This window comes from Chloroflexus sp. MS-CIW-1, from assembly GCF_030444705.1.
Lineage (GTDB): Bacteria > Chloroflexota > Chloroflexia > Chloroflexales > Chloroflexaceae > Chloroflexus.
Map to the genome: position 1 here is coordinate 763,357 of NZ_JAUBWR010000001.1, position 23,249 is coordinate 786,605.

At 56.1% G+C, this 23,249-nt stretch carries 21 protein-coding genes; 13 read left to right on the forward strand and 8 right to left on the reverse strand.

Annotated features, from left to right (window positions below):
* Positions 1-2 precede the first annotated feature (2 nt).
* Complete coding sequence (locus QTO31_RS03035) at positions 3-530, reverse strand: hypothetical protein (protein ID WP_301428054.1); 528 nt, start codon at positions 528-530, stop codon at positions 3-5.
* Positions 531-975: 445 nt separating this feature from the next.
* Between QTO31_RS03035 and QTO31_RS03040 the strand changes: the two genes are divergently transcribed.
* From QTO31_RS03040 to QTO31_RS03055, 4 genes are all read left to right on the forward strand, one after another.
* Positions 976-1,200: a type II toxin-antitoxin system Phd/YefM family antitoxin gene (locus tag QTO31_RS03040; RefSeq protein WP_031460261.1), complete on the forward strand. Its 225-nt coding sequence runs from the start codon at positions 976-978 to the stop codon at positions 1,198-1,200.
* 409 nt (positions 1,201-1,609) lie between these two features.
* Positions 1,610-2,452, forward strand: coding sequence for a class I SAM-dependent DNA methyltransferase (locus QTO31_RS03045; protein WP_301428051.1), 843 nt, complete (start codon positions 1,610-1,612; stop codon positions 2,450-2,452).
* Positions 2,453-2,616: 164 nt separating this feature from the next.
* Positions 2,617-3,954: a hypothetical protein gene (locus QTO31_RS03050; protein WP_301428055.1), complete on the forward strand. Its 1,338-nt coding sequence runs from the start codon at positions 2,617-2,619 to the stop codon at positions 3,952-3,954.
* Entirely contained in the window at positions 3,951-5,327 is a 1,377-nt protein-coding gene (locus QTO31_RS03055) for a SpoIID/LytB domain-containing protein (RefSeq protein WP_301428056.1), read from the forward strand. The genes QTO31_RS03050 and QTO31_RS03055 overlap by 4 nt, the downstream gene beginning before the upstream one ends.
* Positions 5,328-5,334: 7 nt before the next feature.
* Here the strand turns inward: QTO31_RS03055 and QTO31_RS03060 are convergent, their stop codons facing one another.
* Complete coding sequence (locus QTO31_RS03060; RefSeq protein ID WP_301428057.1) at positions 5,335-5,862, reverse strand: hypothetical protein; 528 nt, start codon at positions 5,860-5,862, stop codon at positions 5,335-5,337.
* 446 nt (positions 5,863-6,308) lie between these two features.
* Here QTO31_RS03060 and QTO31_RS03065 point away from each other — a divergent pair, with 446 nt between their 5' ends.
* The 4 genes from QTO31_RS03065 to QTO31_RS03080 all read left to right on the forward strand — a co-directional run bounded on the left by QTO31_RS03065 (position 6,309) and on the right by QTO31_RS03080 (position 10,620).
* A complete protein-coding gene (locus QTO31_RS03065) occupies positions 6,309-6,533 on the forward strand; it encodes a type II toxin-antitoxin system Phd/YefM family antitoxin (protein ID WP_031460261.1) in 225 nt (74 codons plus the stop codon).
* Positions 6,534-6,942: 409 nt separating this feature from the next.
* The gene (locus tag QTO31_RS03070) at positions 6,943-7,785 is read left to right on the forward strand and encodes a class I SAM-dependent DNA methyltransferase (protein ID WP_301428051.1); all 843 of its coding nucleotides are present in this window, start codon (positions 6,943-6,945) and stop codon (positions 7,783-7,785) included.
* Positions 7,786-7,949: 164 nt separating this feature from the next.
* Positions 7,950-9,293, forward strand: a complete 1,344-nt coding sequence (locus tag QTO31_RS03075) for a hypothetical protein (protein ID WP_301428058.1) — start codon at positions 7,950-7,952, stop codon at positions 9,291-9,293.
* Positions 9,294-9,303: 10 nt separating this feature from the next.
* Positions 9,304-10,620, forward strand: coding sequence for a SpoIID/LytB domain-containing protein (locus tag QTO31_RS03080; protein ID WP_301428059.1), 1,317 nt, complete (start codon positions 9,304-9,306; stop codon positions 10,618-10,620).
* Positions 10,621-10,627: 7 nt separating this feature from the next.
* Here QTO31_RS03080 and QTO31_RS03085 read toward each other — a convergent pair whose 3' ends face one another.
* Positions 10,628-11,212, reverse strand: coding sequence for a hypothetical protein (locus tag QTO31_RS03085; RefSeq protein ID WP_301428060.1), 585 nt, complete (start codon positions 11,210-11,212; stop codon positions 10,628-10,630).
* A gap of 445 nt (positions 11,213-11,657) precedes the next feature.
* Positions 11,658-11,852 (reverse strand): DUF2256 domain-containing protein, encoded by a 195-nt coding sequence (locus tag QTO31_RS03090; RefSeq protein WP_081910061.1) that lies wholly within the window; start codon positions 11,850-11,852, stop codon positions 11,658-11,660.
* A 119-nt stretch (positions 11,853-11,971) separates the two neighbouring features.
* On the opposite strand from QTO31_RS03090, the gene QTO31_RS03095 reads away from it, so the two are divergent.
* Together QTO31_RS03095 and QTO31_RS03100 are read left to right on the forward strand one after the other, a co-directional pair.
* Complete coding sequence (locus tag QTO31_RS03095) at positions 11,972-12,607, forward strand: ComF family protein (protein ID WP_301428061.1); 636 nt, start codon at positions 11,972-11,974, stop codon at positions 12,605-12,607.
* 40 nt (positions 12,608-12,647) lie between these two features.
* Positions 12,648-14,342, forward strand: a complete 1,695-nt coding sequence (locus QTO31_RS03100; RefSeq protein ID WP_301428062.1) for a methylmalonyl-CoA mutase family protein — start codon at positions 12,648-12,650, stop codon at positions 14,340-14,342.
* 563 nt (positions 14,343-14,905) lie between these two features.
* On the opposite strand, the gene QTO31_RS03105 is transcribed toward QTO31_RS03100, so the two are convergent.
* The 3 genes from QTO31_RS03105 to QTO31_RS03115 form a co-directional block, all read right to left on the reverse strand.
* Positions 14,906-15,337 carry a hypothetical protein gene (locus QTO31_RS03105; protein ID WP_301428063.1) on the reverse strand — a complete coding sequence of 144 codons (432 nt, stop codon included), beginning with the start codon at positions 15,335-15,337 and terminating at the stop codon, positions 14,906-14,908.
* Positions 15,338-15,422: 85 nt separating this feature from the next.
* A complete protein-coding gene (locus QTO31_RS03110; protein WP_031460886.1) occupies positions 15,423-16,100 on the reverse strand; it encodes a family 16 glycoside hydrolase in 678 nt (225 codons plus the stop codon).
* A 51-nt stretch (positions 16,101-16,151) separates the two neighbouring features.
* Entirely contained in the window at positions 16,152-18,221 is a 2,070-nt protein-coding gene (locus QTO31_RS03115; RefSeq protein ID WP_301428064.1) for a molybdopterin-dependent oxidoreductase, read from the reverse strand.
* Positions 18,222-18,594: 373 nt separating this feature from the next.
* Between QTO31_RS03115 and QTO31_RS03120 the strand changes: the two genes are divergently transcribed.
* From QTO31_RS03120 to QTO31_RS03130, 3 genes are read left to right on the forward strand one after another with little or no spacing between them, the layout of a single operon-like run.
* Entirely contained in the window at positions 18,595-19,857 is a 1,263-nt protein-coding gene (locus QTO31_RS03120) for a putative sugar nucleotidyl transferase (protein WP_301428065.1), read from the forward strand.
* Between the two features lie 5 nt (positions 19,858-19,862).
* On the forward strand, positions 19,863-21,221 hold the full coding sequence (gene selA, locus QTO31_RS03125) for an L-seryl-tRNA(Sec) selenium transferase (RefSeq protein WP_031460889.1): 1,359 nt from the start codon (positions 19,863-19,865) through the stop codon (positions 21,219-21,221).
* Positions 21,218-21,829, forward strand: a complete 612-nt coding sequence (locus QTO31_RS03130) for a nucleotidyltransferase family protein (protein ID WP_301428066.1) — start codon at positions 21,218-21,220, stop codon at positions 21,827-21,829. Before selA ends, QTO31_RS03130 begins: the two co-directional genes overlap by 4 nt.
* 243 nt (positions 21,830-22,072) lie before the next feature.
* Here the strand turns inward: QTO31_RS03130 and QTO31_RS03135 are convergent, their stop codons facing one another.
* Positions 22,073-23,143 (reverse strand): Uma2 family endonuclease, encoded by a 1,071-nt coding sequence (locus tag QTO31_RS03135; protein ID WP_301428067.1) that lies wholly within the window; start codon positions 23,141-23,143, stop codon positions 22,073-22,075.
* Between the last annotated feature and the right edge of the window lie 106 nt (positions 23,144-23,249).

A 23,249-nucleotide genomic window follows, 5' to 3' on the forward strand; every position in this document is an offset into this window, starting at 1 on the left:
GCCTAACCACTCGCTCCAGCCGACCCGCCTCCGCTGGGCTCAGTCGGGCGACTGAAGCGCAAACCGTTGGACGCAGATGGCAGGGCTAGTGCCTGCCGCCTGTGCAGGTTCTCCGGCGCACCGAGCGGCTGGCTGTCCCACCACGCTGCATCCGTGAGACCGTTCTCGCCCACCTTCAGGTTGTGGCGGTGCAGCAGGCGGTGCAGACGATTGCGAATCATTGTTGCTGGTGTTCCTAGCCGGTTGCGGGACGAACGCAGACCGCGCACCGCGCGCACGTGGGCAGGCTGCACCCACACGTCCGGCACGATGGCGGCGATCAACAGCCGGAACAGGCGTTGCAGGTCTTCCGTGTCGGGCTTGCCCCGCGCGTCGGCAATCTGCCGAACTGCCCCGGCGTGCGCGACTACCGTCCCTGTGACGAGCGGGCCAACACTGTCGGAGATCGCCCAGACGGTACCGGTCGTCTCCAGGATGACGGTGTCGCCCTGGCACAGGTTGGCGGCGGCCCACGTGTGGCAGCGCATCATCGCCACCTGGTGCGGTCGCAGGACCTATTCCTGGGCAGCGTTCATTACCCCGACCATGACGTACTCCTTGTGAAGGTCGAGGGCGACGTAGCGGTGAATAGTTCTTGATTCTCGTTGTGCTTTCATGCTATGCTTCTCATAGAAGTCTGGGGCGCGGATGTCGGGCTGAGCGGGACACCAACCGATTCGGGTTCTGGCGCTGCGATGCGCCGTCGCAGATGAACGTATTCGCCGGGCAGCCAGTGAACGCAGCGGGCTTGTCCTGCGAAGGGCACCCATCGCAGCTGTCGGCCAGCCCTGACGCTCCACCCCGCAGCGACGTCCTCGGCGACGGTATCACGCCAGGGATACACCTCCTTTGCACCCCAGACTAAGGATATTCTAAGAAAACCAACCGTTAGCCAGCGTTCATAGGGCACCTTATATTTCCAGAAAGGTTGGCGAAATGCTGCAAGTTAGTCTAGAAGAAGCAAAATCACGTTTGCTCGAGTTAGTGAATGCAGCGCTCAAGGGCGAAACGGTCGTTATTCTCAAAGACCTCCAGGAAGCCGTGCAACTGGTGCCTGCTATACCACAGGCACGTCGCCAATTTGGGAGTGCCAAAGGACTCATTGTCATGAGTGAGGACTTTGATGCGCCACTTGCCGATTTCAACGCCTATATGCTATGAAACTATTGTTGGACACTCACAGCTTTTTGTGGTTGATTGGCGGGGATGAACGTCTCAGTTCAACAGCGCGAACGTTGAGTGAAAATGTCAACAACGACGTCTTCTTGAGTGTTGCCAGCCTATGGGAGATGGCTATTAAAACAGGTTGGGTAGGCTCCGACTGGCACAACCCTTTGAGCCCTTTATTCCGCAGCAAATCAGTTTGAATCGTATCGGGATACTGGGTATCACCATCAGTCATACGGCTCAAGTGGCTATTTTACCGTTTCACCATCGTGATCCATTTTGATCGGTTGCTAATTGCCCAGGCCCTTGTCGAGCAGATGCCGATTGTGAGCCGCGACCCTGAATTTGATGCATATGGTATCACGCGGTTGTGGTAGCGGTAACCGAACAAACGCTGGCTAACATGCGCTTGCACCTGACACCGCTGCGCTGCGTGGCGCAGGTGAAGCGCAAACCGTTGGGCGGCCTCATGGTCGCAGGAGTGAATCAGATGCAGTCGTACAGTCAGGGCTTCGCCCGAGTCTATAATTTGAGATGGTCTGGTTTTGCCAGGCAAGTTGCTCCGCTTATCCTCGATTTCTATGCCGCCACGCCGATTGGACACAAGGATAAGACCGTCCTCGATCTCTGTTGCGGTACTGGACATCTTGCGGTCTATTTTCTGGAGCAGGGGTATCGCGTCGTTGGCCTTGATCTCTCGGAACACATGCTCGAATATGCTCGTGAAAATGCGCGTCAATACATTGATTCGGGGCAGGCCGCTTTTGTCCAGGGTGATGCAAGTAACTTCACGCTCGATGAACGCTTTGGTTTGGTCGTTTCTACGTATGACGCGCTCAATCATCTCGAAAGCGAAAAGGCATTGTACAAATGTTTTCAATGCGTCTACGCCGTTTGTGATGGTTACTTTATCTTTGACCTCAACACACGCAGCGGGTTGAGACGTTGGAACAACGTTTATGTTGACGAAAGCGACGAAGATGCGGTGATCATCACGCACGGCATGTACGATGGTACCGGCGATAAGGCGTGGACAAGAATAAGTGGATTTGTTCGCTTACCCAACGGACTATATGAGCGCTTTGCAGAGATCGTGTTCAACACCGTCTTTGAAATGAAAAAGGTAAGCGATCTATTACATGATGCTGGTTGGAAGAACACCTACTTTGCCAGGATTCAAGACTTGAAGACGGCCATTGATGAGCCTGAAAAGGAAGGGCGTGTCTTTGTCGTTGCGAGCAAGTAGGATTGCCACAAGAATGGCCGCCCAACACGCGCTTCCAGCCGACTGCTACCTCGCTCGCTTCACTCGCCTCGGTCGCAGCGGCTGAGCTCGGTGCCGTTAGGCTGCTGCGTGTGCATGATCGAACTTGCAGCGGAGTGCATACATGAGTAAATTAGAGGTGCAACATGAAACGCATGTTCAGCATCGCAGAAGGTTTGTTGGGCCTGCTGGTGCTCGTAGGCCTGGCAGTGGTTCTTGCCATGACCCTTGACCAGCTACAGGAGGGAGCGCAACCGGGATTTCAAGCCTTCCAATCCCCTCTCGAGACGCCGACACTGCCACCCTATCCTCTACCAGAAACACCTACGGCCGTTCCCAAGCCGGTGCCACCTTGCCTATTTGCGGGTCAGCCTGCGCCTGCCGAGCCTGGTCCGCCTTTAGAGACTTACCGGTTTTCCGAACCCCGGGTGGTGCTGACCCACCCCTCGGCCATCGGCATCGCCGGGTGGCTGCCGGATGGTCAGCGCCTCTTGATCACCCGGTTGACTCCTGACCAGTCCGGGGAATACATTGAGACATTCAATGTAAAAACGGGAGAACTACAGCGCTACGGGGAGTGGCAAGGTTTCAGCATTGTCTCTAATCCCAAACCGGTCTGGCTGGCTTCCGCACAGGCAGTGGCCTTTGTCGATGTTTCGCATAATAAACAGAATGTGTTGCTTATCAGTCGGGGAGAAGGGTTACCTCTGGAAGAGGTGGTTACCGGCTTGGCAACCCCTTACCTGGCCGTTAGTTCTGACGGTCGACGGGTGGTCTTTTTCACCGCCCAGGATCGGCCTGAAGCCTTTGATGTAGCCCAGGCTCAACGGCAAACCTTTCCCTTTACTTTGCCATTGACGCCGTGGCAGGAGTTGTCCGCTTTAGGACAACAATTTGGACCGGAGCCGTATCGGGCTGCTTGGCATCCCAATGGTGACCAAATTGCTTTCTACAACGATACAGGTTTTTATTTAGCCGATTTACCCTCAGGGCAAATTTGCGAACTAGACCTTGGCTTTGAGAAAAGTGAAGCCAGATATGGCAAGCGGTGGACATTTCATGTGCAATGGAGCCCAAATGGGCGTTATATAGCTGCATTAACCACTGTGGGGGATCCCCCTGTCCATTTCACTGACCTGACGCTGATAGACATGAATACCGGAGAACGGCGCTACCTCAATCTTGGGCTCCAATACTTATATGCTATCGCCTGGGCTCCCAATAGTCATGACCTCCTGGTTATCGCCAAAAAAGGTACCAGTGAGAACGGACTGGAGCTTCACGGCTTGTATTTCATCAATGCCACTACAGGTTATGCAAAAGAGATACTGGCAGATCACCAGTTTGTTAATATTGGTGCGTGGGGGATCGCATGGTCACCGACCGGCCAGGCGATAGCATTAGCGTGCCCAGTGGTGGAACCGAAAGAACATTTGATGATTGAAGGTCGGCTCTGCATTGTCTCGGTGGAGGTCACGCGATGAAAGCCCAAGAAAAACTTCCTTTGCGACGAGGAATCTTGAGCTGGGTTCTGAGGTTCGCAGGGATTCCCCTCATTCTGCTAATAGCCGTGCTGGGATCAGCAACTGCTACACCCGTATCTTCGTTTACTCCACCGGATTCGATTACTGTAACCATGTACAGATTGGTTTACCCGGGCGGAGGAAACACCAATATTGCCTGCCAACTTAATCCACCTGATAAAAATTGGGGCTGTACTTGGTTCGATCAGTTTCGCTACCCCTCAGACCAAGTACGTCCCTATCCATATACGAACAATCCCGCCACTGTGTCCATCGAGACCGACTACCTTTTGGACGTAGTGCCCAGGGAAATGCCTATTGATCCTTTCCATCCTACGGCCATCCAGGCGCAGGCCATCGCTGCCCGCTCCTACGCCTACTGGCATATCCGCCAGGGGAGCGCCATCAATAACTCGAACCAGTTTCAGGTCTTCGTTCCTTACACCTTTGAAGCCCTCTCGTCGACCACCTTCCCGGACAATCCGAGCGACCCGTGTGCCAGCAGCAACCTCAACCGGTATCAGCGGATTGTGTGCGGGGCCGTTGCTCGGCGTCACTACATCGCCTATGGCACCTATCCCAACGATGACCTGCCGGCCTTCAGCGAATTCTTTGCCGATATTGGCAACCGCACGGTCAATGGTGGGCAGCCTTACTTGATCGCTGTAGATGACCCCATCAGTTCCCATCCGGACATCGTCCCAGACGGGCATGGCCGTGGCATGAGCCAGAAAGGAGCCGGCCGCTGGGCGCGAGGCAATCTGAGCTTCAACATGAATCGGGACCTGGGCGCCTGGAGTGTGCGCTGGGAACGCGCCGAGCAGATCCTGGTGCACTACTACACCGGCGTCCATATCCGGGATGCAGCCAACAATAATGCCTTGCTCACCCCGTCCTACCGCTGGAACCCTTTGCAGATCAACTGGGGCACGCCGGACAACCATCCGCCGACCATGGATCACGGTGGCACGTATCCCATTGCTGTGAAAGTGCAAAACACAGGCGTCGCTGACTGGACGTGTAGTTATCCCCATTTCAGCTACGAACTCCGCTATCGCTGGGCCAAGGCCGGTCACGGGGAAGTCACGGGCAGCAGTTGGGCCTCTGTGTGTGGCACGCCAAAAGGCGACCCTTCTCCTATGGTGAACCTGACCATCCAGAACATCCCCAACTGGGGCCCAGGGGCTTACACGATCCGTTTCGACATCTACGTGACTTCTGCTTATGGCAACTTCTGGTTCAGCGAGCGGGGCTGGCGTTCGTATGACGTCAGTGTGTGCGTGGGTGGGCCGTGTAAAGGGTTCATTCCGGCGGTGAGGAAGGACTATCCGTAGCGGCGGCCTAACCACTCGCTCCAGCCGACCCGCCTCCGCTGGGCTCAGTCGGGCGACTGAAGCGCAAACCGTTGGACGCAGATGGCAGGGCTAGTGCCTGCCGCCTGTGCAGGTTCTCCGGCGCACCGAGCGGCTGGCTGTCCCACCACGCTGCATCCGTGAGACCGTTCTCGCCCACCTTCAGGTTGTGGCGGTGCAGCAGGCGGTGCAGACGATTGCGAATCATTGTTGCTGGTGTTCCTAGCCGGTTGCGGGACGAACGCAGACCGCGCACCGCGCGCACGTGGGCAGGCTGCACCCACACGTCCGGCACGATGGCGGCGATCAACAGCCGGAACAGGCGTTGCAGGTCTTCCGTGTCGGGCTTGCCCCGTACGTCGGCAATCTGCCGAACTGCCTCGGCGTGCGCGACTACCGTCCCTGTGACGAGCGGGCCAACACTGTCGGAGATCGCCCAGACGGTACCGGTCGTCTCCAGGATGACGGTGTCGCCCTGGCACAGGTTGGCGGCGGCCCACGTGCGGCAGCGCATCATCGCCACCTGGTGCGGTCGCAGGACCTATTCCTGGGCAGCGTTCATTACCCCGACCATGACGTACTCCTTGTGAAGGTCGAGGGTGACGTAGCGGTGAATAGTTCTTGATTCTCGTTGTGCTTTCATGCTATGCTTCTCATAGAAGTCTGGGGCACGGATGTCGGGCTGAGCGGGACACCAACCGATTCGGGTTCTGGCGCTGCGATGCGCCGTCGCAGATGAACGTATTCGCCGGGCAGCCAGTGAACGCAGCGGGCTTGTCCTGCGCAGGGCATCCCATCGCGGCTGTCGGCCAGCCCTGACGCTCCACCCCGCAGCGACGTCCTCGGCGACGGTATCACGCCAGGGATACGCCTCCTTTGCGCCCCAGACTAAGGATATTCTAAGAAAACCAACCGTTAGCCAGCGTTCATAGGGCACCTTATATTTCCAGAAAGGTTGGCGAAATGCTGCAAGTTAGTCTAGAAGAAGCAAAATCACGTTTGCTCGAGTTAGTGAATGCAGCGCTCAAGGGCGAAACGGTCGTTATTCTCAAAGACCTCCAGGAAGCCGTGCAACTGGTGCCTGCTATACCACAGGCACGTCGCCAATTTGGGAGTGCCAAAGGACTCATTGTCATGAGTGAGGACTTTGATGCGCCACTTGCCGATTTCAACGCCTATATGCTATGAAACTATTGTTGGACACTCACAGCTTTTTGTGGTTGATTGGCGGGGATGAACGTCTCAGTTCAACAGCGCGAACGTTGAGTGAAAATGTCAACAACGACGTCTTCTTGAGTGTTGCCAGCCTATGGGAGATGGCTATTAAAACAGGTTGGGTAGGCTCCGACTGGCACAACCCTTTGAGCCCTTTATTCCGCAGCAAATCAGTTTGAATCGTATCGGGATACTGGGTATCACCATCAGTCATACGGCTCAAGTGGCTATTTTACCGTTTCACCATCGTGATCCATTTTGATCGGTTGCTAATTGCCCAGGCCCTTGTCGAGCAGATGCCGATTGTGAGCCGCGACCCTGAATTTGATGCATATGGTATCACGCGGTTGTGGTAGCGGTAACCGAACAAACGCTGGCTAACATGCGCTTGCACCTGACACCGCTGCGCTGCGTGGCGCAGGTGAAGCGCAAACCGTTGGGCGGCCTCATGGTCGCAGGAGTGAATCAGATGCAGTCGTACAGTCAGGGCTTCGCCCGAGTCTATAATTTGAGATGGTCTGGTTTTGCCAGGCAAGTTGCTCCGCTTATCCTCGATTTCTATGCCGCCACGCCGATTGGACACAAGGATAAGACCGTCCTCGATCTCTGTTGCGGTACTGGACATCTTGCGGTCTATTTTCTGGAGCAGGGGTATCGCGTCGTTGGCCTTGATCTCTCGGAACACATGCTCGAATATGCTCGTGAAAATGCGCGTCAATACATTGATTCGGGGCAGGCCGCTTTTGTCCAGGGTGATGCAAGTAACTTCACGCTCGATGAACGCTTTGGTTTGGTCGTTTCTACGTATGACGCGCTCAATCATCTCGAAAGCGAAAAGGCATTGTACAAATGTTTTCAATGCGTCTACGCCGTTTGTGATGGTTACTTTATCTTTGACCTCAACACACGCAGCGGGTTGAGACGTTGGAACAACGTTTATGTTGACGAAAGCGACGAAGATGCGGTGATCATCACGCACGGCATGTACGATGGTACCGGCGATAAGGCGTGGACAAGAATAAGTGGATTTGTTCGCTTACCCAACGGACTATATGAGCGCTTTGCAGAGATCGTGTTCAACACCGTCTTTGAAATGAAAAAGGTAAGCGATCTATTACATGATGCTGGTTGGAAGAACACCTACTTTGCCAGGATTCAAGACTTGAAGACGGCCATTGATGAGCCTGAAAAGGAAGGGCGTGTCTTTGTCGTTGCGAGCAAGTAGGATTGCCACAAGAATGGCCGCCCAACACGCGCTTCCAGCCGACTGCTACCTCGCTCGCTTCACTCGCCTCGGTCGCAGCGGCTGAGCTCGGTGCCGTTAGGCTGCTGCGTGTGCATGATCGAACTTGCAGCGGAGTGCATACATGAGTAAATTAGAGGTGCAACATGAAACGCATGTTCAGCATCGCAGAAGGTTTGTTGGGCCTGCTGGTGCTCGTAGGCCTGGCAGTGGTTCTTGCCATGACCCTTGACCAGCTACAGGAGGGAGCGCAACCGGGATTTCAAGCCTTCCAATCCCCTCTCGAGACGCCGACACTGCCACCCTATCCTCCACCAGCAACACCTACGGTCGTTCCTATGCCGGTGCCACCTTGCCTATTTGCGGGTCAGCCTGTGCCTGCCGAGCCTGGTCCGCCTTTCGAGGCTTACCGGTTTTCCGAACCTCGGGTGGTGCTGACCCATCCCTCGGCCATCGGCATCGCCGGGTGGCTGCCGGATGGACAACAGTTGCTCATCACCCGGGACATTCCCGACACTAACCGCAGTAGCATCGACCTTTTCAACGTCCGCACCGGTGAGTTGAACACTTACGCCGAGCGTGACGGGAGCAGCGGCAAGCCGGTCTGGTTGCCGGCCTTAAGGGCCGTGGCCTATATCACCCTGGTGGCGGAAAAGGGCCAGGAACCGCCGATCGTCTACCATCCAGAATTGTGGATCAGCTATGGCAACCCCCAACAGGTAGAACGCCTGACGTCAGACATAAGGGGAGCGTTGGCGGTTGAACCGGGTGGGAAGCGACTGTGGTACTTCTCCCGCTCGGAGCCGGACCGACCGCAGGTTTTCGATGGGGAAAGCCGGGTCATTCAAACGGTGCCATGGAACGTTGCCGCCTGGAAGTATCCGAAGCCGGAATTGGAGTGGGCCATACGCTATCGGTCGCCGCAATTCACTATGGTTTGGCATCCCGATGGCACCCGGGTTGTGCTCTATTCGCAGTTCTGGACGTTTTTGTTGGACGTGAAGACCACCCAGGTGTGCGAACTGACGTTGGGGGAGTACAACCCTGAAGCGATGGACATTCCGCCGTGGCCTCTGGAGGCGCAGTGGAGTCCGGATGGGCGCTATCTGGCTTTCATCACGACGGGCGATCTGGATCTGCCTTTTGGGCGCACCGAGTTGACCATCCTGGACATGGAAACGGGAGAGCGCCGAATGCTATCGCCAGGGCCGGATATCGAACCCGGTCGGCATTATGTGACCGATATGGCTTGGGCGCCAAATAGCCAAATGCTGTCCGTATTGGCTACTGTAGAATATCGGGACGGGACAACGTGGGAGGGTCTTTATTTGGTTGAAGCCACAACTGGGCAAAACAAGCATTTGCTGCCTCATATGGTATTCCCGGCTGGGAATTTCGGATGGAACTTGGCTTGGTCCCTCAATGGTGATTCCCTCGCTGTAACCTGCCTATATGGTCCATTGTGCCTTATAGAAGTAACATGGCCGTAAGGGGGATATAATGTCTATTCGTTTTAAACGTCTTTCGCTGACTTTACTCCTCGTAGGAGCGATCAGTTCTCAAAGCGCTTTTGCCTCTTTTAATCCTCCTTCACATATCACCCTACGTGTGTATCGATTGGAGTCAAGTGGCGCTCTGTGGGTCAATCCTGCTACCGGAACCTATCATCTCTGTTCATCCAATGACACATACTACGGTTGTACGGCTATTTCCAGTCGTCCCTATCCCTATACGAACAATCCCATCACTATCCCCATCGAGACCGACTACCTTTTGGACGTAGTGCCCAGGGAAATGCCTGTTGATCCTTTCCACCCCACTGCCATCCAGGCGCAGGCCATCGCTGCCCGTTCCTACGCTTACTGGCATATCCGCCAGGGGAGCGCCATCAATAACTCGAACCAGTTTCAGGTCTTCGTTCCTTACACCTTTGAAGCCCTCTCGTCGACCACCTTCCCGGACAATCCGAGCGACCCGTGTGCCAGCAGCAACCTCAACCGGTATCAGCGGATTGTGTGCGGGGCCGTTGCTCGGCGTCACTACATCGCCTATGGCACCTATCCCAACGATGACCTGCCGGCCTTCAGCGAATTCTTTGCCGATATTGGCAACCGCACGGTCAATGGTGGGCAGCCTTACTTGATCGCTGTAGATGACCCCATCAGTTCCCATCCGGACATCGTCCCAGACGGGCATGGCCGTGGCATGAGCCAGAAAGGAGCCGGCCGCTGGGCGCGAGGCAATCTGAGCTTCAACATGAATCGGGACCTGGGCGCCTGGAGTGTGCGCTGGGAACGCGCCGAGCAGATCCTGGTGCACTACTACACCGGCGTCCATATCCGGGATGCAGCCAACAATAATGCCTTGCTCACCCCGTCCTACCGCTGGAACCCTTTGCAGATCAACTGGGGCACGCCGGACAACCATCCGCCGACCATGGATCACGGTGGCACGTATCCCATTGCTGTGAAAGTGCAAAACACAGGCGTCGCTGACTGGACGTGTAGTTATCCCCATTTCAGCTACGAACTCCGCTATCGCTGGGCCAAGGCCGGTCACGGGGAAGTCACGGGCAGCAGTTGGGCCTCTGTGTGTGGCACGCCAAAAGGCGACCCTTCTCCTATGGTGAACCTGACCATCCAGAACATCCCCAACTGGGGCCCAGGGGCTTACACGATCCGTTTCGACATCTACGTGACTTCTGCTTATGGCAACTTCTGGTTCAGCGAGCGGGGCTGGCGTTCGTATGACGTCAGTGTGTGCGTGGGTGGGCCGTGTAAAGGGTTCATTCCGGCGGTGAGGAAGGACTATCCGTAGCGGCGGCCTAACCACTCGCTCCAGCCGACCCGCCTCCGCTGGGCTCAGTCGGGCGACTGAAGCGCAAACCGTTGGACGCAGATGGCAGGGCTAGTGCCTGCCGCCTGTGCAGGTTCTCCGGCGCACCGAGCGGCTGGCTGTCCCACCACGCTGCATCCGTGAGACCGTTCTCGCCCACCTTCAGGTTGTGGCGGTGCAGCAGGCGGTGCAGACGATTGCGAATCATCGTTGCTGGTGTTCCTAGCCAGTTGCGGGACGAACGCAGACCGCGCACCGCGCGCACGTGGGCAGGCTGCACCCACACGTCCGGCACGATGGCGGCGATCAACAGCCGGAACAGGTGTTGTAGGTCTTCCGTGTGGGGCTTGCCCCGCACGTCGGCAATCTGCCGAACTGCCCCGGCGTGCGCGACTACCGTCCGCGTGACGAGCGGACCAACACTGTCGGAGATCGCCCAGACGGTACCGGTCGTCTCCAGGATGACGGTGTCGCCCTGGCACAGGTTGGCGGCGGCCCACGTGCGGCAGCGCATCATCGCCACCTTGCGCGGTCGCAGGACCCATTCCTGGGCAGCGTTCATTACCCCGACCATGACGTACTCCTTGTGAAGGTCGAGGGTGACGTAGCGGTGAATAGTTCTTGATTCTCGTTGTGCTTTCAGGCTATGCTTCTCATAGAAGTCTGGAGCACGGATGTCGGGCTGAGCGGGACACCAACCGATTCGGGTTCTGGCGCTGCGATGCGCCGTCGCAGATGAACGTACTCGCCGGGCAGCCAGTGAACGCAGCGGGCTTGTCCTGCGAAGGGCATCCCATCGCGGCTGTCGGCCAGCCCTGACGCTCCAGCCCGCAGCGACGTCCTCGGCGACGGTATCACGCCAGGGATACGCCTCCTTTGCGCCCCAGACTAAGGATATTCTCATAAAACCCTTTACCATCGCGTCGCCGCGACGCATGCGTTACCTGCCACCATTCCCCGAAACACTAGTTGTGCATCATTGTCGAGACTCATCAAAAACCTCGGTTGTTGATCATGTGCTAAGGTTCACTCTCTCTCAGCCCCTTCCTGGCGCGCCGACATCGTTCTGAACAGTAACGTATTTCCTGCCAGCAGGTAGCCCATTTTTTGCGCCATTCAAATGGGCGATGACATACCACACATATTTTGGTTGGCAATTGACCTTTGCGCTTCGGGGTGTACTCAGTGGCATTGGTCTGTTTTGTACGGGCCATATTTGCGTATCCTTTTGCGCTGAAAAACGTTCTGATCTGTAGAGTAGGTTCACTATTGTCACAATAGTGCTCTACAGGTATTGTACGTGCTTTATCGTGATAGCAGGACGCGATGTGGTATGCTTGAACATATCCTGAACTGGCTGTTTCCTGAGCGCTGTGCTGGCTGTCATCGTCTGACCGGCAACCTCTTCTGTGCTGCCTGTCGCGAGCGGCTCCAACCGTTTCCGCCCTTTCCGCCACCTCCTGGCCTCGATGGCGCATGGGTTGCCTTTCGTTATGAAGGCGAATTGATCAGAGCTATCCATCAACTCAAGTACGGTCGGCGACGACGGATAGCTTACGCTTTAGGCGATCTGTTGGCGACTGCTGTTGGTCCACTTAGCGCCGATGCTCTGATCGCGGTTCCTCTGCACCGTGACCGATTTCGTGAACGAGGTTTTAATCAGGCAGCCGAGATCGCCAGTCGTCTCCGTCGTCCTGGTGGACCACCACTACTCGACGGCCTGGTGCGGGTGCGCGCCACCAATCGGCAGGCTCGGCTGGCTGCAAGCAGTCGTGCAGCCAATGTTGCTGGGGCTTTCGTCTGGGTAAAACGCACGCCACCACCGTGCCGTATCATCCTGGTTGACGATGTGCTTACCACCGGTGCCACACTCGCAGCATGTGCAACCGCGTTGCGTAGTGCCGGCGCACAATCTGTCAGTGCAGTGGCATTAGCCCGTTCGTTAATTGGCGACTCCGTTGTACAATAGAGATATACGTCTGTGAACCATTCGTCAGTCAGGAGGGACGATGATGTCTGACATTGAGCAGCTTACTGCCGCCCACGAGCAATGGGAACAGCAGTGTCTCTGGCCAGCTCTGCGCCGGACACCCGAACGCTCAGGCCCGTTCATGACTACCAGTAGCTCACCAGTTGAACGGCTCTACACACCACTCGATCTGACACGCGACGGTATTTCGCCGACAGAACATTTTCTGCGGAATGTTGGCTATCCTGGTCAGTACCCTTTCACACGGGGCATTCACCCAACCGGTTACCGCGGCAAATTGTGGACAATGCGCATGTTTGCCGGTTTTGGTAGTGCTGAAGAGACCAATGCCCGTTTCAAGTATCTGCTAGAGCAAGGTCAGACTGGCCTATCCATCGCCTTTGACATGCCGACACTGTACGGACGTGATACGGATCATCCGTTGGTCGAGGGGGAATTTGGTAAATGCGGTGTGGCGGTATCCTCGCTAGCCGACATGGAGATTCTGCTGGCCGATCTGCCGCTCGATCAAGTCAGCACCTCAATGACTATCAACTCGCCAGCAGCGATGATCTGGGCGATGTATCTGGTAGTTGCCGAAAAGCGCGGGATTCCCTGGAGCAAATTACGCGGTACGATTCAGAACGATATTCTGAAAGAGTATATTGCCCAGAACGAGTACATCTTCCCGCCTGAACCGAGCATGCGCCTGGTTGTCGATACTATCGAATTTGCTACCCGACATGTACCACAGTGGAATCCCATTAGCGTGAGTGGATACCATATCCGCGAGGCCGGAAGCACTGCCGTACAAGAACTGGCTTTCACGCTGGCCGATGGATTCGCTTATGTTGAAGCAGCGCTAGAGCGCGGTCTGGATATTGACGAATTTGCACCGCGAATTAGTTTCTTCTTCAACGCCCACAACGACTTCTTTGAAGAGATTGCGAAATATCGTGCTGCGCGCCGCATCTGGGCGCGGGCGATGCGCGAACGCTACGGAGCAAAGAACGAACGTTCGTGGTGGTTACGCTTCCATACCCAAACTGCTGGTTGTTCATTAACTGCTCAGCAGCCTGAAATTAATATTGTGCGTACTGCCATTCAGGCCCTGGCCGCAGTACTCGGCGGTACTCAGAGCCTCCATACCAATTCGATGGATGAAGCCCTGGCCTTGCCATCAGAAAAAGCGGTGACAATAGCCCTACGCACCCAGCAAATCATTGCCTATGAGAGTGGTGTGGCCAACACGGTTGATCCGCTCGGCGGGAGCTATTTCGTGGAAGCCCTGACCGACCGCATGGAGCGCGAAGCACAACACATCTTCGATGCCATCAATGCGCAAGGTGGGGTTATTGCTGCGATACGTAACGGCTACTTCCACCGCGAAATCGCCGATGCTGCGTATCGCTACCAGCAAGAGATTGATCGCGGTGAACGCATCATTGTCGGTGTAAATGCCTTCCAGGACGATGAGCCGATAACCATCCCAATTCTGCAAATGGACCCAGAGGGTGAGAAGCGTCATCTCGAACGCCTCAATCGGGTGCGCCGCGATCGTGATCAGGAACTGGTAAAGCGTCGGCTGGCCGAATTACGTGCTGCTGCGCAAGGTACCGAAAATATGATGCCGGCAATCCTCGAATGTGTGCGTGCTTACTGCACGCTTGGCGAGATGTGTGATGTGCTGCGTGAAGTGTTTGGTGTGTATCAGCAAGATTCGGTGATTGTATAGATGTACGCCCATCCATAGGGATTGTGTGCTAATGCGTCTGGACGTCTCTGAGAGTGGCGGTGATAATGCGGTAGACGGTGGCAGTCGGCATGCAAACGATGCGGAACCACACGGTGTATCGTCCGGTCGTGTACGTCGGCTGTTATCGACCAAGAATCCACTGTCACGCCGTCACTTCAGCCGATGATGTAGCATCTGCGTTGGGGGCTGATCCATGGGCACGAAGGGTTTATCCGAATAATCATGTCACGACAGATGAACCTCGGCGATGGATGCGAGACGGTTCACGATGAGAGGCGAGGCATCGCCTCGCCTCTACATGTGTCCATGACGATGGTTACAGAGCGCCAATCCGACATCTCCTGTTGCAGCAGGAGATAGGGTCAGGGCGCAGCAACGCTGCGCCCGTCCACCTATCAGGGTTCATTCACTGTACCGTGAGACACCTTCATCTGTCCTGATGCCCGAATATTCTCTTCTTCGCCCCTTTCAAACCATGGACGAGGAAGGAGCTGGGGAGCAAACAACCGCCGGGAAAACGCTAACCGCTCTCTTCACACTGTTTACCTCTCCCTGATCGCCTCGGCAGTTGTTTCAACGGTAATGACCCCCACGTCAACCATCCCCTGATTGGGTACATTAACCTCTACTTCCCAGGCAGTGCCGGAAAAACCAACGTAGAGCATCTGTCGTCCAGAAGGAACATCAGGTAGCGTAAAACGACCATCTACGCCAACCGGGATTTCGGTAGGGTTTGTCAGTGTAAACACAACTGCCCCTTCACTCGGCGCAATCACTTTTCCGACAATTGTGCCACGACCACCGGGCAACGCGATCAAGTTGCTTCGCCAGAGTGCAACTGCGGCCATGATTATCAGTATTCCACTGAGCACGAAAATCGCAATGCGGACTACTTGCCGTCCCTGCCCTGGTGGAATAAGCGGTGGTCGCCATTTCACGTAGTAATCGGGGTCGAATTGCTCACCCGTACTCATTGCTACCTCCTTAGCCCCTTGCGCGTTTCTCGAGTTATCCCTGCCAATCGCGGTACACGCTAGCGTAGATTGACAGTCACCCTGCTCACGGCCTGCGTATCCTAAGATCGTCGAAACAGACACTCGTTGCATCCCAACTACGCAACCCAATCCCGCCCTGAGTGAACGTAGTGTCACGAGCCTGAACGACCAACTGACCGTCAATGAAGGCTGTGAATGTATCACCGCGTACCTCTACGCGCACCTGTCGGTCGCTACCATACCAGTTATACCCGGTTGGTGCGTCAACGCGGGCAATCGGTACCGACAATTCTCGGCCATTGATCCACTTGCGAAAAATAAATGCACCTTTCCCGTACCCTGGGTCATATTGAAACGTATAACCGTTGAATGCCGGCCCACCTGAATCGCGGAAGAAGATGCCATAACCATTGCCCTGGCTAATACGAGCCAGATTTATATCAATAACGTAATCACTCCGGTTAAGTGAGTGATAGATACGGCCTGTACCCTCAATGCAAAGACGACCATCACGAACTTGCCAGCGCCCATTCTGGATCGTCCAGTTATCGAGATGAGCGAAATTATCAACAAACAAGTCACTACAGTTGCTGCCAAAAGCACCGGCAGCCCGACAGAGTGCATCGCGTGTACCTTCACCGGTAAGAGTTAGACTGGCTATCGCCACTGCTGCCACCAATCCGAGCAAAATTGTGATTTCGGTCATTGATTGACCATTCCCAGTCCATGAGAGGCGTTTCACAAACCATCATCCTTTCGTTGCAGCGATTCGGATGGGCAGGTTGAAGTACTCTCAAGGCCTTGCCGCCCTGATCTGCACTCGATTGCTATGAAATGTGCTCTGTCCACCTAAATCGGCCAGTGCGTCGGGAGTTGTCCAATTGACGTTCCGACCGTCGGGTGAAAGGCTTGCCCAGTGTCCTTTTGTGGCAGCGACCACGCCTACCGGTACATTAGTGCTGATAACCGCACGCAGGCAACACTGCCCACGTTCGTTGCTCACAACTACCATATCGCCATCGCGAATGTCACGGGCAGCGGCATCGATTGGGTTTATCTCGACGTGTGGCTCTCCTTCTTTGCGACGAAGACTCGGCTGGTTTGCCATGCTTGATGAGACAAAATGGTGTGGCGCAGCAGAAATCAGGGTTAGCCATCCGTCTTCAAGCGGATGGGTCACATACTCGGTCGGTGGCTCATAGCGGGGCAGTGGATCGAGACCCTGAGCAGCCAGTGTGGCACTCCACAGCTCCACTTTGCCCGATGGTGTTGGAAAGTGGCCGTTGGCAAAGGGAACTTCATCCTCCGGTGACAGGTTCAGTCGTACCGTTCCCTCGCGTTGTAAGCGTTCAAAGGTGATGTTGGCTAGAAATGGATTACGTGCCCGTGAGGCTTCCAAAACCCCACGGATCGCATCCTCGGCGCTCTCGTGCAACCACGGTTCGGTATAGCCCATCGCTCGTGCCAGCAGACGGCTTACATCCCAATTACTCTTTGCTTCACCCAATGGTGCAATGGCCGGTTGATTGAGGGTCAGATAGCGATGACCATAGGCGCGATGCAGATCGAGATGTTCAAGCTGGCTGGTTGCAGGTAAGACAATATCGGCGTAACGAGCGGTATCGGTCATAAAGAGGTCATGCACGACGGTAAACAGGTCTTCTCGTCGTAATCCCTGTTCGATCAGACCAGCATTGGGAGAGGAAGCTAGCGGGTTTGCACAGTACACGAAGAGCGACATAATCGGTGGATCGGTTACTTCACCTGTGAGCGCTGCACCAAGACGGTTCATATTGATGGAACGGGGTGGCGATGGACATTCCGAGGCGTGTCCGATGGCTTCACTATCCCATACGGCATAACCGCCCGTCGAATAAGCCAGACCGCCACCACGCACACCGTATTGACCGACAACGGCCGGCAGGCAGAGCAGGGCACGGAAAGTTTGACCACCATTCTGATGGCGCTGAATACCATCAGCCGTTTTGATGATTGCCGGTTTTGTGGTTGCGTAGCGACGCGCCAGCTCGATGATGGTTTGCGCTGGCAAGCCAGTAATGGTTGCGACTCGTTCGGGATCATACTCAGCCGCCCGTGCTCGTAGGTCACGCCACCCTACCGTGTGTGCTTCAAGCCATGGTTCATCGTGCAAATGCTCGGCAAAAATAACGTGCATCATCCCAAGCGCTAACGCGCCATCCGTCGCCGGATTGATCGGCAGGTGCAAATCGGCCGAGCGGGCAGTAGCAGTTCGTCGTGGATCGATCACGACCACATAAGCCCCAGACCGTTGCGCCTGGCGGATAAACGGCATCGCATGGGGGCCAGAGCTGGCCGGATTGTGCCCCCAAAGAATGATCAATCGGCTGTGCAAGAGATCATCGTAATCCGGGCTGTACCGTGCGCCGAGTGTGGCATAAACAGCAGCGTGCGCTGCAGCACAGCAGATAGTGCGATCAAGAGCGCTGGCGCCCATCCGATTCCAGAGTCGCGCATCAACAATCGCGGTTTGTAGTAACCCCAGTGTACCACTGTACGAATAGGGGAGAATGGCCGCAGCTCCATATTCGGCAATAATGGCCTTCCATCGTTCGCTAATCGTCGCGATAGCCTCTTCCCAGTCAATCCGTTTCCACGATCCACTACCTTTCGTACCGGTACGACGAAGCGGGTACAGTAAACGGTCCGGGCTGTACACTCGTTCGAGGTATGGCCGTACTTTCGCACAGAGCCATCCTTGCGTAATCGGATGTTCGGGGTTGGCATAAAACGCAACCGCACGTCCATCGCGTACTTCAGTAATGGTAGCACAAGTATCAGGGCAATCATGGGGGCAGCAGCCGCGAACAAGGGTCGTGGTCATAAAACTTCTCCGCTGGTGGTCGTCAGTGTGTAGCTGAACGTTGGTGCAGATTTCACACGTATGATCGTTAGCCCTCTTCACGCATCAGTTCAGAGATTAGTGACGATCAACATTCGCATGGACGCTCTTTGAGAGGTATTGTAGCACTCGCGTAAAGGTGTGTTTCAGGTGCGGGTCAACAAGTTATCCCCAACATCTCCACGATCTCCTGTCGTAATGTGGATAACTTGTACGAAAATGTGGATAACTTTTGGGATACGGTGGATTACAAATTGATGACAACTCAGGCCAATCGAACTCATCTGCTTTCCTTAGCCCCAGTTGCGAAGCGCGTAATCTGTGCTATGCTTTTGATCGAACAGCAACCCTGCATGTGGGCAATAGTCAAAACGGTATGACCGTCATCCTGTTTGAAGATGAACTCTGGCGCCACTTTGCAACATTAGTTCAGGCTCGTCCGGTCTTTGAACTACGTTGTGGCGCCTTCTCGACTCGTGAGCGTGTTATGGCGATCCTTGGCCGACCGGCCCACGGATTGATGCGACCCCATCTAATGGCGTACTTCGGGCCATCCGGCGGGTTAGCCTCATTGTTAGCGAGCAGTGATCCCATTCTGTTGGTGAACGGGCGGGCTCTCAACCTTGAATGGTTAACTGCACTTGCCTGTGAACCGATCAACACCGCTTATATCACCGGAGAGACACTACTTGGGGCACGAGTATCTCCGGCGCTTGCCAGTGCGATCATCTATTATCTTCGTGAGCAGCAGGCAGAAGCTGCCCGCGACGAGTTGCTCCGTTTTGCGCGTGTAGTTGAACTACAGCCCCCAGCAGCACTCTTGAGGTATCCATGGGACCTCATCACTGAGGCTGGTGAGCAGTTAATTCGCGACGAACCGTTGCTGGCCCGTCGTCTCCCACTCTTCTCTGCCGACACTCCTCATATCATTACGCACGGCAAGCGCGTCTACGTTGACCCGGCAGCGCAACTGATTGGGCCAGTGGTGTTTGATAGCCGTGATGGGCCGATCTTTGTCGAAGCGGCTCACATCGAACCGTTTAGTTACATCCAGGGACCCGCCTATATCGGTCCTGGCACAATCATCGCCAGTGCCCGCATTCGTGCAGAAAGTTGTATCGGGCCGGTCTGCCGGGTCGGTGGTGAGGTCGAGGCGTCGATTATTCACGGCTACTCAAACAAACATCACGATGGATTCCTGGGTCATAGCTGGCTCGGCGAATGGGTAAATATCGGTGCAATGACAACTAATTCCGATCTAAAAAACAATTACGGTTCGGTACGAGTAATGCTTGAAGGTATTGGACAAATTGACACCGGTATTCTGAAGTTAGGTTGTTTCCTGGCCGATCACGTAAAATTAGGTATCGGTCTTCATCTCACCGGTGGAACGATGATCGGTACCGGTTCCAATGTCTTCGGTATGCACAGTGCCCCCAAAAATGTCCCTCACTTTACCTGGGGCGGCGAGGTGTTTCGTGAGTATCGAATTGATACGATGATTAGTGTGGCGCGAATCGTCATGGCACGTCGCAAACGTGAACTGACACCCGCCTATGAGCAAGTGCTGCGTAAGGCGTTTGAGCTAACCCAGCCGAGTCGTGATGGTTTGGGGTGAGAACGATGTCATTTCGCTCGTTGCCAAGTGTTGATACGTTGATCCGTGCTGTCCAGCCCGATTGGCCGGAGCTACCGCACGAATTAATCCGCGATGCGGCGCGGGTGGTATTGGCCGAGGCGCGCACGGCGATCAGCAATGGTCATCCACCACCAGAGGTATCGGCATTGGTAGCAGCAGTTCATGCGCACCTGAAGGCCAGTTTTGCCCCAAGCCTGCGGCCACTAATCAATGCTACCGGCGTGGTTATTCAAACTAATCTGGGGCGTGCACCACTGAGCGAAGCTGCACGGGCGGCAATGCAGTCAATCGGCGCCGGTTATAGTAACCTTGAGTATGATCTTACTCAGGGTGAACGAGGTTCACGCCACGTTCATCTGGAGTCGTTGCTAACGCAGTTGACAGGAGCTGAGTCGGCATTAGTTGTTAACAACAACGCTGCCGCAGTGTACCTGGCACTGATTGCACTGGCTGCTGGTCGTGAAGTGATCGTCTCACGCGGGCAAGCGGTAGAGATTGGTGGTGGGTTCCGTATCCCTGATGTCTTACGCGCCAGTGGAGCAACGCTGGTTGAGGTTGGCACCACCAATCGTACTTACACTCGTGATTATGTGGCTGCGATCAGTGAACGTACCGCTCTGATCTTGCGCGTCCACGCCAGCAATTTTCGCCTGATCGGTTTTGTCTATGAACCATCCCTGGCCGAACTGGCTACCGTCGCGCATCAGCATAGCTTGCCGTTACTCGACGATTTAGGTAGTGGCACGCTCATTGATACGCGCCAGTTTGGGCTACCACCCGAACCGATGGTACAGGAGAGCGTTGCTGCCGGTGCCGATCTGGTGACCTTTTCCGGTGATAAGTTGCTCGGTGGACCACAAGCCGGAATCATCGTCGGACGCCGCGATCTGATCGGGCAATTGCGTCGCCATCCGTTAGCCCGTGCGTTACGGGTCGATAAGAGTACCATTGCCGGCCTGGCGGCGACACTGTACAGTTATCTGCGTGGGACAGCACTACAAGAGATTCCGGTCTGGAAGCTGATTAGTACGCCAGTAAGCGATCTGCTAGCACGAGCGCAAGTCATCGCTGCTGCGCTGAGCGCAGTCGGTATTCCGGCACGTGCTACCGATTGTGCCAGTGCCGTAGGAGGAGGTTCGTTACCGGGAGTCACTCAACCGAGTGCAGGTGTTCTGCTTACACCTGCAACTGAAAATGCTACTGCACTTGCTCATCGCTTGCGTATGGCCGATCCTCCGGTTGTAGCCCGAATTGTTGATGAGCAGGTGCTGTGCGATCTACGCAGTGTCTTTCCTGCCGAGGATGCGGTGCTCATCAACGTGTTGCGCGAGGTCTGGCGATGAACATCTACGGTCTCTTGTTGGCTGCTGGTCAATCGGTACGGATGGGGCAACCCAAACAACTTCTCTCCTGGCGTGGACAGCCGCTCGTCGCTCACATCGCCGCAGAAGCGCTCGCCGTTCCGCTCACCGGACTGGTGGTTGTTGTTGGGGCAGCCGAAGATGCTGTTCGTGCCGCTCTCCGCGATCTCCCCGTTACCATCGTTCCTAATCCAGACTTTGCAGCAGGCTTAAGTACTTCACTGGCAACAGGCCTCCGCGCATTACCCGCCACTGCTGATGCGGCGATGATATTACTTGTTGATCAGCCGCTAGTGACTGCCCGACTGATGCGACAATTGATCAACGCCTATCAATCTCGACCTGACGTACTGGCTGTGATCCCACGCTATCGTGGTCAGCGTGGCAATCCGGTAATTATCGCTGCTCCTCTATTCAATGAACTCTATCAGTTGAGCGGCGACAGCGGCGCCCGCACTGTATTAGAGCGCTATAGCGATCAGATTTGCTGGCTAGACGTTGACGATCCGGCAGTAGTGACCGATGTTGATACACCTGCGGCCTGGCAGACGGTGGTTGGTGAGTATGGGCAGTCTTCGACGAATAAATAGTCGATAGCTCCTTTCGGCACGTGATACAGCGGGTTCCCAACCTACCTCGGAGAAATACTTGTGAGTCTTGAGGTACTCGTACACCATAACGTGTGGAGATGGCAGGCAAACGGACATTCGTCAGCGTATCATAAGCAGCCGAAAATCAGAAATGATGAAAACCCCTATCGCCCATTACGATAGGGGTGTCTTCACTGTACTTACCACAGATGATAGTGGAGTTTGCAATACACCTGCTTCTTCTCATCCACGCAACCGCCGCAACTCGGCCTCTAGCTCACGCAGACGGGCTGCAAGCTCCGCTCGTGCGGCTGCTTCCCGTTGCGCTTGTTCTGCTGCCGCTCGCGCCAGCGCTTCCGCCTCGGCCCGTGCGGCTGCTTCCCGCCGGGCCTGTGCTTCTGCCTCGGCCCGTACGGCCGCTTCCCGCTGCGCCTGTTCCGCTGCTGCACGTGCCAGCGCTTCCGCCTCCGCCCGCGCTGTTGCTTCGCGTTGGGCCTGTTCTTCCGCTGCTCGCGCTCGTGCTTCCGCCTCCGCCCGTGCTGCCGCTTCCTGTCGCGCTCGCGCTTCTGCCTCCGCCCGCGCTGCCGCTTCCTGTCGCGCTCGCGCCTCAGCTTCCGCCGCCTGCTGCACCACCGCCGCATAGTCGCCAAACGCCGTGCCGTCGTCGGCGTAGCACACCACGTGGTCGCCTTCCACCCCCACCCACAGGTCGGCCAGCTCCAGATACACCCACCCCCGCTCGTCCGGCGGTTGCAGCCGGTAGGTGTCCCCTACCAGCCGGTAATCGAGTAACCGGAGCTGCCGCTCCCCCCGCCGTCCAACGTTGTCCACAATCACATACTGCGCCACCCCCGCCCGTGCGTAGTGCGCCACCTTCCACACCACATCGTTCTCCCGCGTCTCCGGCGAGGTGATCTCAATCATCAACGCCGGTCGTACCCCCTCCTCCGCCACGTCAAACGTGCTCCAGTCGCGCCGCTCGCGCAGTCCTGGAATGACCATCACGTCCGGCCCGTGCGGCCGCAGGTCGGGCACGTCCCACGCCACCCGCACATCACTCAGCACAATGGCCCGCCCCTCTGCTTCGAGCCGAGCGCGCAGCACCGCCGTGAGGTACATCCGGTCGGTTTCGTGGCGGTCACTGTGCACGATGAAGTCTCCCACTTCGGGGTGCAACACGTCCTCGAGGGTGAGCGGCACCGGTTCGAGGTGGTCGGGATCGTTGGGGGTAGGCCGACGGACGTAGCGCCAGCCGTAGCGGAAGGGGTCGTCGGCAGGCGGCGGCACCGGTGTGGTGACGGTGGGATGGGTCATCGCAGTTCCTCCTTGCTGTGGTAGGTGGGTCTGTCGGTATTGTAGCATAGCGCTGGGCAGGATGCAGGGGCAACGGCGGCAGCGCAACGGGCAGCGGGTGGTGATG